Source organism: Cryobacterium sp. Hh11 (genome assembly GCF_004404045.1).
GTDB lineage: Bacteria > Actinomycetota > Actinomycetes > Actinomycetales > Microbacteriaceae > Cryobacterium > Cryobacterium levicorallinum.
Genome location: NZ_SOHF01000011.1, coordinates 26423 through 42757, shown reverse-complemented (window position 1 = coordinate 42757; position 16335 = coordinate 26423). Strand labels below are relative to the sequence as shown.

Here is a 16335-nt window from a genome sequence, read left to right as displayed (position 1 = left end):
TCGATACGAACGATCAGGCGCGTCGGTGGTCTCCTGTGACCTCACGATTCGACAATTGACGAGAGAGAGAGAGAGAGAGAGAGAGAGAGAGAGAGAGAGAGAGAGAGAGAGAGAGAGAGAGAGAGAGAGAGAGAGAGAGAGAGAGAGAGAGAGAGAGAGAGAGAGAGAGAGAGAGAGAGAGAGAGAGAGAGAGAGAGAGAGAGAGAGAGAGAGAGAGAGAGAGAGAGAGAGAGAGAGAGAGAGAGAGAGAGAGAGAGAGAGAGAGAGAGAGAGAGAGAGAGAGAGAGAGAGAGAGAGAGAGAGAGAGAGAGAGAGAGAGAGAGAGAGAGAGAGAGAGAGAGAGAGAGAGAGAGAGAGAGAGAGAGAGAGAGAGAGAGAGAGAGAGAGAGAGAGAGAGAGAGAGAGAGAGAGAGAGAGAGAGAGAGAGAGAGAGAGAGAGAGAGAGAGAGAGAGAGAGAGAGAGAGAGAGAGAGAGAGAGAGAGAGAGAGAGAGAGAGAGAGAGAGAGAGAGAGAGAGAGAGAGAGAGAGAGAGAGAGAGAGAGAGAGAGAGAGAGAGAGAGAGAGAGAGAGAGAGAGAGAGAGAGAGAGAGAGAGAGAGAGAGAGAGAGAGAGAGAGAGAGAGAGAGAGAGAGAGAGAGAGAGAGAGAGAGAGAGAGAGAGAGAGAGAGAGAGAGAGAGAGAGAGAGAGAGAGAGAGAGAGAGAGAGAGAGAGAGAGAGAGAGAGAGAGAGAGAGAGAGAGAGAGAGAGAGAGAGAGAGAGACAGAGAGAGAGGAAGAGAGGAGGCGCAACGACCGGCCCGGTGATTTTCGCCCGAGGCCGATCAGGCCTATTGACAGCGCCCGAGCCGGACTACTGTTATCGCCATGATCAGTCGCATCGTCGCACGCACACTGTCCGCCGCCGCATTGGGTGCTCTCTTCCTTGTTTCAGGGATACCCGCAGTCCACGCCGCACCGCAGCCACGGCCCGGTCATTTCGCGGATGTTATCGCGCTTCCCGACGGATTCCAGCCCGAGGGAATCGCGATCGGCCCACGCGGCATTGCCTACGTCGGCTCACTCGCCGACGGCGACGTCTACGTCTTCGACGTGCGCACCGGCGAGGAGATCACGACCCTCGAGGGCCCGGGCACTCCGTCGGTCGGCCTGAAGATCGACAACCGCGGTCGGCTTTTCATCGCGGGCGGGCCCACCGGCGAGGCGCGGGTCGTGGATGCCGCCACGGGCGACCTCCTGCAGAGCTACGCGCTCACCGATGCGCCAACGTTCGTGAACGACGTCGTTCTGACTCGCGACGCCGCATGGTTCACCGACAGCCAGCAGGCGCAGCTCTACAAGCTCTCCCTCGGGCCGGGCGGCGCGCTCCCTGGGGCGGATGCGATCGAAGTCGTCCCCCTCTCGGGCAGCTGGATGCAGCAGCCGGGCTTCAACGCGAACGGCATCGCGGAGACCCCCAACCATCAAGCGCTCCTGGTCATCCAGTCGTCCACGGGCATTCTGTTCCGCGTCGACCCCGAGACCGGCGTCGCCGCGGTCGTTGATCTGGGTGGGGTCCTGCTCCCCAACGGTGACGGGCTGCTCGTCGCCGGGCGCACCCTGTACGTCGTGCAGAATCAGTTGAACACCGTCGCCGTTATCCGCCTCAATGCAGCCGGGAGCAGCGGCGAACTCATCGACCGGTACACGGACCCCGACTTCCAGGTGCCCACGACGATCGCGAGGTTTGGCAACGGGCTCTACCTCCCGAACGCCCGCTTCGGCACTCCCCCGGCGCCCGACACTCCCTACTCGGTGGTGCGCATCGATCGGTGACCACCGCCTGCAGACGCACATCCCCAGCGTTCAGGTCACGAACCCAGAGGTGGCGCCAGAGAACCATGTGGCATATCGTCTCCAGCAGCCGATAGCCCGCTCTTCCCTGACGCTCGACTACCTGCAAGAGTGATTGCTGAACCAGACCCGTGACCAGATCCAGCACGGTGCTGTTGGCTGTCCCGGTGCGCGGCTCCTCGCAACGCTCCGATCAGCAGTCCGAACCGATCAGACAACCCCGCCGCGATCTGTCTCGGCGTGAGCACCCGCACACGCGCCGCCGCCAGGTCTCGTCCACGGCACGAACATTGCCATCATCGATTCGAAACTCCGAGTCCACGAGCCTGGCTCGCACCTCGACCAGCCGCACCGCCGCCGCTGAAGCAACCAGCGAGCCGGAGCGAACGCCCACGGCCTTAGCGACGGCCGGCGCCACCCGGCCGGGTTCGCTCACCGTCTGCAGATCGACCCAACGGACCCGTCGGTAAAGCGTGCCACTATATCCCCGCTGTCGGCCACCGCTACGGCTCGGGTGCAGGCTAGACGTTAAAGCGGAACTCCACCACGTCGCCGTCTTGCATGACGTATTCCTTGCCCTCGATCCGCGCCTTGCCCTTCGAGCGGGCCTCGGCGATCGAGCCGGCGGCCATGAGGTCTTCGAAGGAGAAGATCTCCGCCTTGATGAAGCCCTTCTGGAAGTCCGTGTGGATGACTCCGGCGGCCTGCGGTGCGGTCCAGCCCTTGTGAATGGTCCAGGCGCGGCACTCCTTCGGACCGGCCGTGAGGTAGGTCTGCAGGCCGAGGGTGTCGAAACCGATGCGGGCAAGCTGGTCGAGACCGCTCTCGGCCTGACCGGTCGATGCGAGCATCTCGGCAGCGTCTTCGGCGTCGAGCTCGCTCAGTTCGCTCTCGAGCTTGGCATCAAGGAACACGGCGTTCGCCGGTGCGACGAGGGCGGCGAGGGTGTCGAGCTTGGACTGGTCCTGCAGCACGGCCTCGTCGACGTTGAAGACATAGATGAACGGCTTCGCGGTGAGCAGGCCGAGTTCACGGATCGGCTCGATGTCGAGCGTGGCAGAGGACAGCGGCTGGCCACCGTCGAGGATGGCCTGCGCCTTGAGCGCGGTCTCCAAAACGAGCGGCGCCATCTTGCGGCCCTTGACCTCTTTCTCGAAGCGCAGCACGGCCTTCTCGAGGGTCTGCAGGTCGGCGAGGATCAGCTCGGTATTGATCGTTTCCATGTCACCGGCCGGGTTGACCTTCCCGTCGACGTGCACGACGTCGGGGTCGGAGAATCCGCGAATAACCTGAGCGATGGCATCCGCTTCGCGAATGTTGGCGAGGAACTTGTTGCCGAGCCCCTCTCCCTCGCTCGCACCACGCACAATGCCGGCGATGTCGACGAAGGACACGGGCGCCGGAAGCAGGGCCTTGCTGCCGTAGATGGTTGCCAGGTCGGCCAGGCGCGAATCGGGAAGGTTCACGATTCCAACGTTGGGCTCGATCGTGGCGAACGGGTAGTTCGCGGCGAGCACGTTGTTCTTGGTCAGGGCGTTGAACAGGGTTGACTTGCCCACATTGGGGAGTCCGACGATTGCAATAGTAAGAGCCACGAGAGACCATTCTACCGGCCAGGTCACCGCGGCCCTTGTCGGAGGCTCATGTCGGTGGCCAGTGAGACCATAAGGCGTGCTGAATTTCACCGCGATCGATTTCGAAACCGCCAACTCCTCGGGCGCCTCGGCGTGCTCGGTGGGCATGGTGAAAGTGCGTGACGGCCTGGTCGTCGATTCGGCCTACTGGCTCATCCAACCGCCGCCCGACCACGACGCTTTCTCCGAGTGGAACACCCGCATTCACGGCATTGTTGCAGCGGATGTCGTGGGCGCGGCTACCTGGGCCGAGCAGCTTCCGCAGCTGGTCACCTTCGTCGGTGACGACTATCTCGTTGCCCACAACGCCGGTTTCGACCTCGGAGTGATCAAGACGGCGTCGATCGTGACCGGCCAGCCGGTGCCGGACTTTCGCTACGTCTGCAGCCTGCAGGTAGCCCGGCGCACCTACCATCTCGAGTCCTATCGGCTGCCGGTCGCGGCCATGGCGGCTGGCTTCGAAGACTTCTCGCACCACAATGCGCTCGCAGACGCTGAAGCCTGCGCTGCCATCATGATCCACGCCGCAAAGCGTCACGAGGTCGATACGCTCGAGCAGCTTGCCCATATCACCCGGGTCAAGGTCGGCGTGATCGGGCCGGTGGCTACCCAGGAACACGCGTCGATGCACGGGCCAATGGCGCTCAACTAGCGTGCATTTAGCCTGATCCGAGTGTCATTCCGGCAATGTCGGTGGTCGCTGGCAAACTTCAAGCATGGAACCACTGCTGAGTTTGATCGTCGGTCTCGTCATCGGCGCCGCGTTGGGCGCCCTGCTGACCCTGGTGTTGGTGCAACGTCGCCGCAGCAACAGCGAGACTGAAGGCTCGATCGACCCCGACGTTCTCCAGGCCCGCCACCAGGTCGCCCTCGCCGAGGCGCGAGCCAGCGAGGCGACCGTGCGCGCGGCGCTGCAGAGCGAGCTGTCTGCCGCCCTCGCGACCGTTGACGGGCTCAGTTCGCAGATCGATCACGACCGGGCGTCGACGCGTGAGGCTGCGGAACGGGCACGGTCTGACCAGCAGTTGCAGTCCGAGCGGGAAAAACGCGAGCACCTCGTGCTCGAAGCCCTCAGCCCGGTGCGCGAGACCCTGCGCACTATGCAGGAGAAGGTCACCGAGCTCGAAACGCAACGCAGCGAACAATATGGATCGCTGTCGGAGCAGCTCAAGCAGGCGCAGATCTCCGACCAGCAGCTGCGGGTGACCACCGAATCGCTCGCGAGTGCCCTGCGCTCCAACAGCACCCGCGGTGTCTGGGGCGAGACGCAGCTGCGACGCGTGGTCGAAGCGGCCGGACTAGCCCAGTATGTCGATTTCAACACGCAGACCAATATCACGACGGATGCCGGGCTCGGCCGACCGGACATGGTCGTTCGCCTGCCCGGGAACAAGTCGATCGCCATCGATGCCAAGGTTCCGCTTGAGCACTACATCGAGGCGAGCACCATTCCGTTCACGGCCACCGGTGAGGAGGGCGCCCGCCGTAAGCTGCTGATCGACAAGCACGTAAAGGCCGTACGGGCCCACATCGACGCTCTGGCCAAGAAGACCTACTGGGAAGGTTTCGATGCCAGTCCGGAGTTCGTGATTGCCTTCATCCCGAGCGAATCCCTGCTGTCGGCAGCACTCGAAGCCGATCCGTCGATCCTCGACTACTCGTTCAGTAAACGAGTCGCCCTGGCGTCACCGGTGAACCTGTGGGCCGTGCTCAAGACCGTGGCGTTCACCTGGCAGCAGCAAGCGGTCACCGACGAGGCCCAGAAACTGTTCGACCTCGGCAACGCCCTCTATCAGCGGCTCGGTGCGCTGTCCGGCCACGCGGAGTCACTGCGCAAGGCGCTCGAACGCACGGTGGACAGCTACAACAAGTTCGCCAACTCGCTCGAATCCCGCGTGCTCGTGACCGCGCGGCAGTTTCCGGGAATCGACCAGACCAAGATCGGGCTGCTCACCGAACCAGCCATCATTCATGATTCACCGCGCAAACTAACCGCGCCCGAGTTGGAGACGCCGGCCGAAGAACTCGACACGCTGGATCTTCCCGTTGACCTGGACGGTGCCGAATTGAACGAGGCTCAGCACAGCGCCATCAAAGTTCGCCTGTACGGATTAGACGATCCAGCATGAGACGCTTCGCGAATCCGACCTGCGCGGGTAAATAACCGCAGGCGGCACAACAAGAAGCACGCCCCGAGCCTGAATGGACAGACCCGAGACGTGCAATTGTGTGAAGACCTAGTGCGAGGCGACTACAGCCATTTCGCCGCGAGGTGCTCCGCGATGACGCGACGGGCCGTGCCCGAACGGGAGCGCAGCACGATGCTCTCGGTGCGGATCATCGGGCCCTTGCGACGCACGCCGTCGACGAGTCCGCCATCGGTGACGCCGGTCGCCACGAAGAACGTGTTGTCGCCGCTGACCATGTCGTCGATCTCAAGCAGCTTGTCGATGTCGAGCCCGGCCGCGACGCCACGGGCACGTTCGGCGTCGTCCTTCGGGGCGAGGCGCCCCTGCATGTAGCCGTCGAGGGCCTTGAGCGCGCACGCCGTCGTGATGCCCTCCGGGCTACCGCCGATGCCGACGCACATATCGATGCGAGTCTCGTAGCGAGCAGCATTGATGCCGCCGGCCACATCGCCGTCGAGCATGAGGCGCGTGCCGGCACCGGCAGTGCGGATGGCGTCGATCAGGCCAGCATGGCGCGGACGGTCGAGCACGGCCACCGTCAGTTCACCGACCGGCTTCTTCAGTGCTTGGGCAAGGTCGCGAAGGTTGTCGCCGATGGACTGGTCGAGGCTGACTACGCCACGTCCGGCGCCACCGGTAACGATTTTGTCCATGTAGAAAATCGACGAGGCGTCGAGCATGGTGCCGCGGTCAGACACGGCGATGACGGAGACGGCGTTCTGACGGCCGGCGGCGGTGAGGCTGGTTCCGTCGATCGGGTCCACGGCGATGTCGCAGGCGGGGCCACGGCCGTTGCCGACGTGCTCACCGTTGAAGAGCATGGGGGCTTCGTCTTTTTCGCCCTCGCCGATGACAATGAGGCCATCGAAATTGACGGTGCCAAGGAAGGCGCGCATGGCGTCGACGGCGGCCTTGTCGGCGGCGTTCTTGTCGCCGCGGCCGATGAACGGCACGGCGCGGATGGCGGCGGCCTCGGTGGCGCGCACGAGCTCCATGGCGAGGTTACGGTCGGGGTGTTGAAACAGGGTGGCGGTCTCAGTGCTGTTCAAAAGGTCCTCCCGGACGTAAGTTCGACTTCGATTACGACGGATGCGCGGCGGGTCGCGCGGAGTGTCCGCCCGAGTCACCTTATCGCGACCGAACACCGGGGTCGGGCGTGGCTAGACTCGGTTCACACCCCCGCACACTTTCGAGGAGACGCAATGCCCATCGCAACCCCGGACCAGTACGCCGAAATGCTCGACAAAGCGAAGACGGGCGGGTTCGCTTACCCGGCATTCAACGTGTCTTCGTCGCAGAGCATCAACGCCGTACTTCAGGGCCTCACCGAGGCCGGATCTGACGGCATCATCCAGGTCACCACGGGAGGCGCCGACTACTTTGCCGGCCACACCGTGAAGAACCGGGCCTCCGGCGCTCTCGCCTTCGCACGTTTCGCGCACGCGGTCGCCGACAACTACCCCATCACGGTGGCGCTGCACACTGACCATTGCCCCAAGGGTGCACTCGACGACTTCGTCATTCCGCTGATCCAAGCCTCGGAGTCGGCGGTGGCCGACGGTGGCCACCCCATCTTCCAGTCGCACATGTGGGATGGTTCGGCCATTGCCCTCGACGCGAACCTTGAGATCGCCACCGACATTCTCAAGCGCACCCGCGCCATCAACGCCATTCTCGAGGTTGAGATCGGCGCCGTCGGCGGCGAAGAAGACGGCGTTCAGGCCGACGTCAACGAGAACCTGTACACGACGCTCGACGACGCGATCAAAATGGTCGAGGCTCTCGGCCTGGGCGAGCAGGGCCGCTATATGGCCGCGCTGACCTTCGGCAACGTGCACGGCGTCTACAAGCCCGGCAACGTCAAGCTGCGTCCGGAACTGCTCCAGGAGATCCAGTCCGGCCTCTCGGCCAAGTTCGGCCTCGCTGCCCTTCCGCTGGACCTCGTCTTTCACGGCGGCTCGGGCTCAACGGATGCCGAAATCGCCGAAGCCGTCGCCAACGGCGTCGTGAAGATGAACATCGACACCGACACGCAGTACGCCTTCACCCGCTCGATCGCCGACTACATGCTCAAGAACTACGACAGCGTGATCAAGGTCGACGGCGAGGTCGGCAACAAGAAGGTTTACGACCCGCGCGCGTGGGGCAAGGTGGCCGAGTCGGCCATGGCCGCTCGCGTCGTCGATGCCACCCGCCAGCTCGGCTCCGCCGGGCACTCAAACAGTTAGAGCACTGACAGCAGTTAGACCATGACAGCGGTTAAACCATGACAGAGAATCCGGACTCCATTCCCCCCGCGAAGGACCCTCGTCCCCGCCCCCAGTTCGGCGAACTCGCCCCTGAGGGCTGGACCTGGCAACCTCCGCAGGACCAGGACCGGGTTGACGCTCCCGCCCCCACCGTTGGGGCGGGAGCAGCCGTGCACCCGACCGCGCAGCCGCCCGCCGTGCCGGCACCCCCGTTGCAGACGGGTCAGCCGTTCCCGACGGGGCAGCCGCACCAGCCCTCCTCGCGCACCGTACCCCGCTGGGACCGGCCGCTGACTATCGGGCTACTGACCGTCGGTCTTTTGGCCACCCTGTATGGCGCGTTTTCGCTCGGCGCACTCCCCGATGCCATGCAGCTCATCTACACGCAGCAGGGCCTGGGCACCTACACTTCGGGTGCCAGCATTGGCCCGTTGACCTCGGTCGGAGCCATTGCGGTGGTGTTTATCTGGCTCGCCGCTGCCGCGGTGTCGGTGCGTCTGCTGCTGCGGCGCCGCCGTGCGTTCTACGTGTCGCTGATCGCCGGCGCAGTGTCGACCGTGACGATGTTCGCCTTCATGCTCGCCGCCATGCTGAATGACCCGACCCTGATCGAGTTCCTCAGCCGCCAGTAGCTTTCAGCGGCTGAACCGCCCCGGCCGTCTACTCGGCGGGGGCGGAGCGACCGCCGAAGGCACGGGCATCCGTTTCGCCGGAGACGTTGGTGCGCAGCTCCTTGGGAAGCGAGAAGACCAGGTCTTCTTCGGCGGTCTTGACCTGCTGAACGTCGGCATAGCCGGCATCAGCGAGGGCCTCGAGCAGCTCTTCGACCAGTTCTTCGGGAACGGATGCCCCGCTCGTCACCCCCACGGTCGTCGCGTTGTCGAGCCACTCCTGTTTGACCTCGCTCGCGAAGTCCACGCGGTAGGCGGCCTTCGCGCCGTATTCCAGCGCCACCTCGACGAGGCGCACGGAGTTGGACGAATTGGCTGAGCCGACCACAATCACCAGGTCGGAGTCGCGGGCGACCTTCTTAATGGCGACCTGACGGTTCTGAGTGGCGTAGCAAATGTCGTCGCTCGGCGGATCCTGCAGGTTCGGAAACCGTGCCCGCAGCCGGCGCACAGTTTCCATGGTCTCGTCGACGCTCAGCGTGGTCTGCGACAGCCAGACCACCTTGTCGGGATCGCGCACGACGACCGTGTCGGCGGCATCCGGGCTGCCGACGAGCGTTGTGTGCTCCGGCGCCTCACCGGCGGTGCCCTCGACCTCTTCATGGCCTTCGTGGCCGATCAGCAGAATCTGAAAGTCGTCACGGGCGAAGCGCACAGCTTCGCGGTGCACCTTGGTCACGAGCGGGCAGGTGGCGTCGATGGCCTGCAGGCCGCGCTCGGCGGCGGCGTTGACGACGGCCGGAGAGACGCCGTGCGCGCTGAACACGATGTGCGCGCCGCGTGGAACCTCGTCGACCTCGTCCACAAAGATGGCACCGAGATTTTCGAGTTCGGAGACCACGTGAATGTTGTGCACGATCTGCTTGCGCACGTACACCGGCGCGCCGTAGTGCGTAAGCGCCTTCTCGACGGCGATGACCGCACGGTCGACTCCGGCGCAGTAGCCGCGGGGGGCGGCGAGCAGCACCCGCTTGTGTCCGACCACCGGGGTATCCTTGAGCCTGTTGCGGGCGCTTGGAATGCGTGGCATGCCCAAGCCGATAACGGGCGGAGTGCTCTTCGTTTGCGCTGTATTCACCGCCTCAGTCTACGCACGCACGACCGAAGAACTCTGGGAGGACCAGCCTGTGCCCCACGCCAGCGCAACGCCAAGGACAGCCGCATGACGGATGCCCCCGCCACAGTCGAAACGCCGTGGCCGGTCGCCCTGCTCTCGGGCAAGATTCGCGGCTACATCGAGCGCCTCGGCATGGTCTGGGTCGAGGGGGAAATCACCCAGTGGGGTGCCAGCGGCGGCAACGTCTACGGCAAGCTCAAAGACCTCACCGAAGACGCCACCGTGAGTTTCACAATCTGGTCCTCGGTGCGGGCCAAACTGACCGCTGATTTCAAGGCCGGCGACCGCGTCGTCGCACTGGTCAAACCCAACTTCTGGGTCAAGGGCGGCACGCTCACCATGCAGGCCTTTGAAATGCGTCACGTCGGGCTCGGCGACCTGCTGGAACGGCTCGAACGGCTGCGCAAGCAGCTCGCGAGCGAGGGGCTGTTCGATGCCTCCCACAAGAAGCGTCTGCCGTTTCTGCCGCACTGCATCGGCCTCGTGACCGGCAAGGACTCCGACGCCGAGAAGGACGTCATTCGCAACGCGCAATTGCGCTGGCCGGCCGTGAACTTTCGGGTTGCGCACGCCGCCGTGCAGGGAGACCGTGCCGTCGGCGAGGTCACGAGCGCCATCCAACGCCTCGACGCCGACCCGGAGGTCGATGTCATCATCGTCGCCCGCGGCGGCGGTGACTTTCAAAACCTGCTCACCTTCAGCGACGAGAGTCTCGTGCGCGCCGCGGCAGCCTGCGTGACGCCGCTGGTCAGCGCGATCGGGCATGAGGCCGACCGGCCGCTGCTCGACGAGGTGGCCGACCTGCGAGCGTCCACACCAACGGATGCCGCCAAGCGCGTCGTTCCCGACGTCAGCGACGAACTGAACCGGGTGCAGCAGGCCCGGGCACGCCTCAGCAGCCGGCTCACCGGCATCCTCTCGTCGGAGATCGACCGAATCTCTCAGCTGCGCAGCCGCCCGGCGCTCGTCGACCCGCGCTGGATCATCGATTCCCGCAGCGAAGACCTCACCCGCTACGTCGCCCGCGGCGCTGAGTTGACGGGGCGCGTTCTGGAGCGCGCCGGCAGCGTCGTCGTCGACCTGCGCTCACGGCTGCGCGCGCTCTCGCCGCAGGGCACCCTGGATCGCGGCTATGCGATCGCCCAGCTGCCGGGCGGCCACGTGCTGCGCCGAGCCGAGGATGCCCCCGAGGGCACCGAGCTGCTGCTCACCCTGGCTAATGGCACCGTGCCCGTCACCACAAACGCCGCCGCGCCGAAATAATTAGAATGGATGCCATGACCTCGCCTGCCCCCACCATCAGTGAACTCAGCTACGAACAGGCCCGCGACGAGCTCATTCGCGTCGTCAACGAACTCGAACAGGGGTCGAGCACCCTGGAGCAGTCGCTCGCGCTGTGGGAACGCGGCGAAGCTCTGGCCCGTCGCTGCGAGGAATGGCTGATCGGTGCCAAGGCCCGCCTCGACGCGGCCCGCCTCGACGCGGCCCGCCTGGCCGCCACCACACCTTCCGAAGACGCCACACCCACCAGATGAGCCGCGCCCCCAAGCCGCCGCGCGTCGTCGCCGAACTCGGCCGACCGGAGACTCCGCAGGAGACCGCCGATCGCCTCGCCGAGAATTCGCGCAAGTACCGGTCGCACAAGACCGTGAACAACCTCGTGCTGTCGCTGCTGGTGACGGTGGGAGCCGTGCTCGTGCTCGTGTTGCTGGTGCCGCGCAACGATAATCCGATCACCCGCGACGCCGACTATCCCAGCATCGCCGCCCAGCTGGCTCCGGTCGTCGACCACACCCTGGCCAGCCCGGAGCTGCCAGACGGCTGGAGCGCCAACGACGCCGAGTGGCGGGCCGGAGCGAACGACCAGGTTCCGTCCTGGTACATCGGCCTGATCACGCCCGAAAACCAGTTCATCGGCTTCAACCAGGCCTTCGACGCCAACCCCACCTGGCTGGCCCAAAAGCTGCCCGGCTCCCCCGTCGTCGACACGGTCAGTATCTCTGGCGTCACCTGGGACGTCTATCGCAACAGCGCGCCGGCCGCTGACCGGGGAAATTTCGACTACGCGCTCGTGACAACAGCCGGCCCGAGCACCTATCTGCTGATCGGAACGGCGCCCACCGACGACTTCGAGACCCTCGCCACCGCGCTGGTCGCCAACATCGCACAAAATGGAGCAGAATGAACCGGTCATCGACGGCCGTCCCTTCTCCGGCGCAGGCCTGGAACGAACTATGCGAGGGCAATGCGCGCTTTGTCGCCGGCACCCCCCGGCACCGCGAGGACGTTGACCGGCGGGCCGAACTCGTCGGAGCGCAGACACCGCACGCTGCACTGTTTGGCTGCAGCGACTCCCGGCTCGCCGCCGAGATCATCTTCGACCAGGGGCTCGGCGACCTCTTCGTCGTGCGCAACGCCGGCCAGGTCATCTCGTCGTCCGTGCTCGGTTCGCTGGAATACGCGGTCGCCGTGCTGCGCGTTCCGCTCATTCTCGTGCTCGGCCACGACGAGTGCGGAGCGGTACGTGCTGCGATCGATTCTCAGACAGCGGATGCCCCGGCTTTGCCCGTGCATATCGCGAGCATTATCGAGAAGATCGTGCCGGCCGTGCGTCGGGTCAGCGGGCAGGCGGCATCCACTCAGCTGGACCCGGCCCGGGTCGACGCCGGCCAGGTCGGCCGGGAACACCTCAAGGACACGGTCACCGAACTGCTCGAACAGTCCGAGGTGATCAGCGCGGCCATCGCAGCCGGTACATTGGCTATCGTCGGTGCGAACTACGTTCTTTTCGAAGGGCACGCCGACCCCAACATCGTGGTGGGCGATATTTAGCTCACCGGCGCACCCGTTGCGCACAGCACGACTCTCATACAGCACCGAAAGGGAACGCACACAGTGGTGGACACCTCCGCACAAACCGGCTACCGGATCGAACACGACACGATGGGTGAGGTCCGCGTTCCGACGGACGCTCTCTACGGTGCCCAAACCCAGCGCGCGGTCGAGAATTTTCCGATCTCCGGCTCCACACTTGAGTCCGCGCAGATCGCGGCTCTCGCCCGCATTAAGAAGTCGGCGGCTCTCGCCAACGCTCAGCTCGGCGTGCTCGATGCGGACATCGCCGACGCGATCGCCTCGGCCGCTGACGAGGTCATCACCGGGCAGTTCGACTCCGAGTTTCCGATCGATGTATATCAGACCGGCAGCGGCACCTCCTCGAATATGAACATGAACGAGGTCATCGCGACCTTGGCGACCCGCGCGCTCGGCCGTTCGGTGCACCCGAATGACCACGTCAACGCGAGCCAGTCCTCCAACGACGTGTTTCCGACCTCGGTGCACATCGCCGTCACGAGCGCCCTGATCGACGAGCTCATCCCCTCGCTCGACCACCTCGCCGTCTCCTTCGAGGCCAAGGCCGAACTGTGGAAAGAGGCCGTCAAGGCCGGCCGCACCCACCTGATGGATGCCACGCCGGTCACCCTCGGCCAGGAATTCGGCGGCTACGCCCGCCAGATGCGCCTCGGCATCGAGCGCATCCGCACCGCCCTGCCCCGCATCGCCGAGGTTCCGCTCGGCGGCACCGCGGTCGGCACCGGCATCAACACGCCCTATGGCTTTCCGCAGCTGGTCATCGAGTTGCTGGTGCAGGAAACCGAACTGCCGATCACCGAGGCACGCGACCACTTCGAAGCCCAGGCCAACCGCGACGGCCTCGTCGACGCATCCGGGGCATTGCGCACCATCGCCGTTTCGCTTACCAAGATCTGCAACGACCTGCGCTGGATGGGCTCCGGCCCAAACACGGGTTTCGGCGAGATCAATATCCCCGATCTGCAGCCCGGCTCGTCGATCATGCCCGGCAAGGTCAACCCGGTTATCCCCGAGGCCGTGCTCATGGTCTGCTCACGCGTCATCGGCAACGATGCCACGATCGCCTGGTCCGGTGCGTCGGGCTCGTTCGAGCTCAACGTCGGAATCCCGGTGATGGGAACCGCCCTGCTGGAGTCGATCCGCCTGCTCACCAACGCCACCCGGGTACTCGCCGACAAGACCGTCGACGGCCTCGAAGCCAACCTTGAGCACGCCCGCGCCCTGGCCGAGAAGTCGCCGTCGATCGTAACGCCGCTCAACCGCGTCATCGGCTACGAAGCCGCAGCCAAGGTGGCCAAGAAGGCTGTCGCCGAGGGCCTCACCGTGCGTGAGTCTGTCATCGCGCTCGGCCACGTCGAACGCGGCGACCTCACGCTCGCCGAGCTCGACACCGCGCTCGACGTGCTGAGCATGACGCGCCCCCCGCAAAAGAAGTAACCGCACGACCGACAGCGAGTGTTGCCGATGCGCCTCAGGCGTTATCGGCAACACTCGCTGTCCTTAACCGCTCACGCCGCGGGCATCGCGACTCACTTTCTTCACCGCCACCAATAGAACGATCGTCGCTGTCGTCCCGATACGGGAATCCCCTGCGGGACGCATCGGGATCAGGGCGGAGTTCACGTTCAGCGGGGATCGGCCAACAGCTGATACATGAGATGGTCTTGCCACCGGCCCGCTATTTTGAGGTATGCGGGCGCCAATCCATAACGCACGAAGCCCACACGTTGAAGCACCCGTTGGGAGCGCACGTTCGGAATCAGCGTCTCGGCTTGCACCCTGTGCAGCCCCAACTCTTCGAATGCCCGCGTGGTCATTGCTCGAACTGCGTCAGTGGCGTAGCCGCGTCCGTTGTTCTCTTCAGCGACCCAGTAACCCATGTTGCACGCCTGAAATGCCCCATAGGTGATCCCGCTGAACGTGATCCGACCCACGACCTGGGCGTCCTCGTCGAGAATCACGTGTGGCAGAGCCTCGCCTCGGCTGTGCCGAGCGAGAACATTTTCGACCTCTGCCTGCTGACCTGCGACCGTGAAGTAGGGATCCTGGCGCACTGGTTCCCACGGAGCGAAGAAGATCCGACCAGTTCGCTGGAGGACGGCAAGGCGCTCCGCATCATCGGCGGAAATGAGTCGAGTAGTAGCAGGCATCACAGAATGCTCCCACATGAGCCGCAAATCAAACGACCTGCCGCGTGGGCTGCCGCCAACGGCGACCAGCGACCACAGACATCCACTCCCCCGCCGAAACTACATGACCTCGTTGCCCTCCAGCATCTCGGTCACGAGCGCCGCGATCGCGCTGCGCTCCGACCGGGTCAGGGTCATGTGCGCGAACAGCGGATGCCCCTTCAGCGTTTCAATCACGCTGGCCACGCCGTCGAAGCGGCCGACCCGCAAATTGTCGCGCTGGGCGACGTCGTGGGTGAGTACAACGCGCGAGTTCTGACCGATGCGGCTCAGCACGGTCAGCAGCACGTTGCGTTCGAGGGACTGCGCTTCGTCGACGATCACGAAGGCGTCGTGCAGGGACCGGCCGCGAATGTGAGTGAGCGGGAGTACCTCGAGGATGCCGCGCTCGATCACCTCCTCGACCACGTTCTCCGACACGATCGCGCCGAGGGTGTCGAATACCGCTTGCGCCCAGGGCCCCATTTTCTCGCCCTGGTCCCCCGGCAGAAAGCCGAGGTCCTGGCCGCCGACCGCATACAACGGCCGGAAGACCATGATCTTGCGGTACTGCTGACGCTCCAGTACCGCTTCCAGACCGGCGCACAGGGCGAGCGCCGACTTCCCCGTTCCGGCTCGACCTCCCAGCGACAGAATGCCGATCTCCGGGTCGAGCAGCAGGTCAATGGCGAGTCGCTGCTCCGCCGACCGTCCGTGCAGCCCAAAGACGTCCCGGTCGCCGCGCACCAGCTTGAGCGTGCCTCGGCTGGTCACCCGGCCGAGAGCAGAGCCCCGATCGGAGTGTATGACCAGCCCGGTGTTGATCGGCATGTCCTGCACCGTGCGCGAATCGAGCGTTTCCTTGTCGTAGAGCACGCTCATCTGCTCGGCGCTGAGGGTGATCTCGTCCATGCCGGTCCATCCGGAATCAACGGCGAGTTCGTGCCGGTACTCGTCAGCGGCGAGGCCGAGCGACGCGGCCTTCACGCGCAGCGGCAGGTCTTTGGAGACGACCGTCACGGCCATTCCTTCATTGGCGAGGTTGAGCGCCACAGCCAGAATGCGCGAGTCGTTGTCACCCAGCTGCAGGCCAGACGGCAGCACCGACATGTTGGAATGGTTCAACTCCACCCGCAGGCTGCCGCCCTCGCCGACCGGAATTGGAAAGTCCAGGCGCTCATGCTTGAGCCGCAACTCGTCAAGGTTGCGCAGCGCCTGCCGGGCGAAATAGCCGATCTCCGGGTCGTTTCGCTTGGACTCCAGTTCGCTGATCACCACCACGGGCAACACCACGGCGTGCTCGGCAAACCGGAAAATCGCCTTCGGATCGGACAGAAGCACCGAGGTGTCCAGCACGTAGGTGCGCTCGGTTTGCGAAGCGGATGTCTCCACCCGGTCAGTCGCCTTGCGATCGGTTCGATTAGCGGTCATGGCCACTCCCACCCTGCGTCACGAGGACGCGGATCACTTTGGCGAGCTGGCCATCAAGCAATTCTCGAGCCGTACTTATATGGCCGTCTCGATCAGGTGCCGTACCTGATGAAAGCGACGCTACGACCTACGGGAGAAAAAAGAAACCCGACACGCCCACCGAAATTTGTC

General features: G+C 64.6%; 16 protein-coding genes. 11 read left to right on the top strand and 5 right to left on the bottom strand.

The annotated features are described in order from the left end of the window. Nucleotides 1–25: 25 nt before the first annotated feature. Together E3T46_RS03880 and E3T46_RS03875 are read left to right on the top strand one after the other, a co-directional pair. The gene (locus tag E3T46_RS03880; protein WP_134577540.1) at nucleotides 26–805 is read left to right on the top strand and encodes a hypothetical protein; all 780 of its coding nucleotides are present in this window, start codon (nucleotides 26–28) and stop codon (nucleotides 803–805) included. A gap of 60 nt (nucleotides 806–865) precedes the next feature. Further along, nucleotides 866–1813 carry a superoxide dismutase gene (locus E3T46_RS03875; RefSeq protein WP_134577539.1) on the top strand — a complete coding sequence of 316 codons (948 nt, stop codon included), beginning with the start codon at nucleotides 866–868 and terminating at the stop codon, nucleotides 1811–1813. A 539-nt stretch (nucleotides 1814–2352) separates the two neighbouring features. On the opposite strand, the gene ychF is transcribed toward E3T46_RS03875, so the two are convergent. Then, nucleotides 2353–3426: a redox-regulated ATPase YchF gene (ychF, locus tag E3T46_RS03870; protein ID WP_134577538.1), complete on the bottom strand. Its 1074-nt coding sequence runs from the start codon at nucleotides 3424–3426 to the stop codon at nucleotides 2353–2355. A 76-nt stretch (nucleotides 3427–3502) separates the two neighbouring features. Between ychF and E3T46_RS03865 the strand changes: the two genes are divergently transcribed. Together E3T46_RS03865 and rmuC are read left to right on the top strand one after the other, a co-directional pair. Further along, on the top strand, nucleotides 3503–4117 hold the full coding sequence (locus tag E3T46_RS03865; protein ID WP_134441535.1) for an exonuclease domain-containing protein: 615 nt from the start codon (nucleotides 3503–3505) through the stop codon (nucleotides 4115–4117). Between the two features lie 64 nt (nucleotides 4118–4181). Further along, complete coding sequence (rmuC, locus tag E3T46_RS03860) at nucleotides 4182–5594, top strand: DNA recombination protein RmuC (RefSeq protein WP_134577537.1); 1413 nt, start codon at nucleotides 4182–4184, stop codon at nucleotides 5592–5594. Between the two features lie 122 nt (nucleotides 5595–5716). Here rmuC and glpX read toward each other — a convergent pair whose 3' ends face one another. Next, complete coding sequence (glpX, locus tag E3T46_RS03855) at nucleotides 5717–6649, bottom strand: class II fructose-bisphosphatase (protein WP_092450458.1); 933 nt, start codon at nucleotides 6647–6649, stop codon at nucleotides 5717–5719. Nucleotides 6650–6856: 207 nt separating this feature from the next. Between glpX and fbaA the strand changes: the two genes are divergently transcribed. After that, nucleotides 6857–7882: a class II fructose-bisphosphate aldolase gene (gene fbaA / locus E3T46_RS03850; protein ID WP_134577536.1), complete on the top strand. Its 1026-nt coding sequence runs from the start codon at nucleotides 6857–6859 to the stop codon at nucleotides 7880–7882. A 38-nt stretch (nucleotides 7883–7920) separates the two neighbouring features. After that, a complete protein-coding gene (locus tag E3T46_RS03845) occupies nucleotides 7921–8535 on the top strand; it encodes a DUF6264 family protein (RefSeq protein WP_134577535.1) in 615 nt (204 codons plus the stop codon). Nucleotides 8536–8563: 28 nt separating this feature from the next. On the opposite strand, the gene E3T46_RS03840 is transcribed toward E3T46_RS03845, so the two are convergent. Continuing rightward, nucleotides 8564–9604, bottom strand: coding sequence for a 4-hydroxy-3-methylbut-2-enyl diphosphate reductase (locus tag E3T46_RS03840; protein WP_134577681.1), 1041 nt, complete (start codon nucleotides 9602–9604; stop codon nucleotides 8564–8566). Nucleotides 9605–9736: 132 nt separating this feature from the next. On the opposite strand from E3T46_RS03840, the gene xseA reads away from it, so the two are divergent. The 5 genes from xseA (at nucleotide 9737) to E3T46_RS03815 (ending at nucleotide 14002) form a co-directional block, all read left to right on the top strand. Next, nucleotides 9737–10954 (top strand): exodeoxyribonuclease VII large subunit, encoded by a 1218-nt coding sequence (gene xseA / locus E3T46_RS03835; RefSeq protein ID WP_134577534.1) that lies wholly within the window; start codon nucleotides 9737–9739, stop codon nucleotides 10952–10954. Between the two features lie 5 nt (nucleotides 10955–10959). Beyond that, nucleotides 10960–11226, top strand: coding sequence for an exodeoxyribonuclease VII small subunit (locus E3T46_RS03830; RefSeq protein ID WP_134577533.1), 267 nt, complete (start codon nucleotides 10960–10962; stop codon nucleotides 11224–11226). Next, nucleotides 11223–11876 carry a DUF4245 domain-containing protein gene (locus tag E3T46_RS03825; RefSeq protein ID WP_166790167.1) on the top strand — a complete coding sequence of 218 codons (654 nt, stop codon included), beginning with the start codon at nucleotides 11223–11225 and terminating at the stop codon, nucleotides 11874–11876. Before E3T46_RS03830 ends, E3T46_RS03825 begins: the two co-directional genes overlap by 4 nt. Then, on the top strand, nucleotides 11873–12523 hold the full coding sequence (locus tag E3T46_RS03820; RefSeq protein WP_134441550.1) for a carbonic anhydrase: 651 nt from the start codon (nucleotides 11873–11875) through the stop codon (nucleotides 12521–12523). The genes E3T46_RS03825 and E3T46_RS03820 overlap by 4 nt, the downstream gene beginning before the upstream one ends. Nucleotides 12524–12586: 63 nt before the next feature. Next, on the top strand, nucleotides 12587–14002 hold the full coding sequence (locus E3T46_RS03815) for a class II fumarate hydratase (protein ID WP_134441552.1): 1416 nt from the start codon (nucleotides 12587–12589) through the stop codon (nucleotides 14000–14002). Nucleotides 14003–14190: 188 nt separating this feature from the next. Here E3T46_RS03815 and E3T46_RS03810 read toward each other — a convergent pair whose 3' ends face one another. Beyond that, a complete protein-coding gene (locus E3T46_RS03810) occupies nucleotides 14191–14715 on the bottom strand; it encodes a GNAT family protein (RefSeq protein WP_134577531.1) in 525 nt (174 codons plus the stop codon). A gap of 99 nt (nucleotides 14716–14814) precedes the next feature. Next, nucleotides 14815–16164, bottom strand: a complete 1350-nt coding sequence (locus E3T46_RS03805) for a PhoH family protein (protein ID WP_134577530.1) — start codon at nucleotides 16162–16164, stop codon at nucleotides 14815–14817. Nucleotides 16165–16335 lie beyond the last annotated feature (171 nt).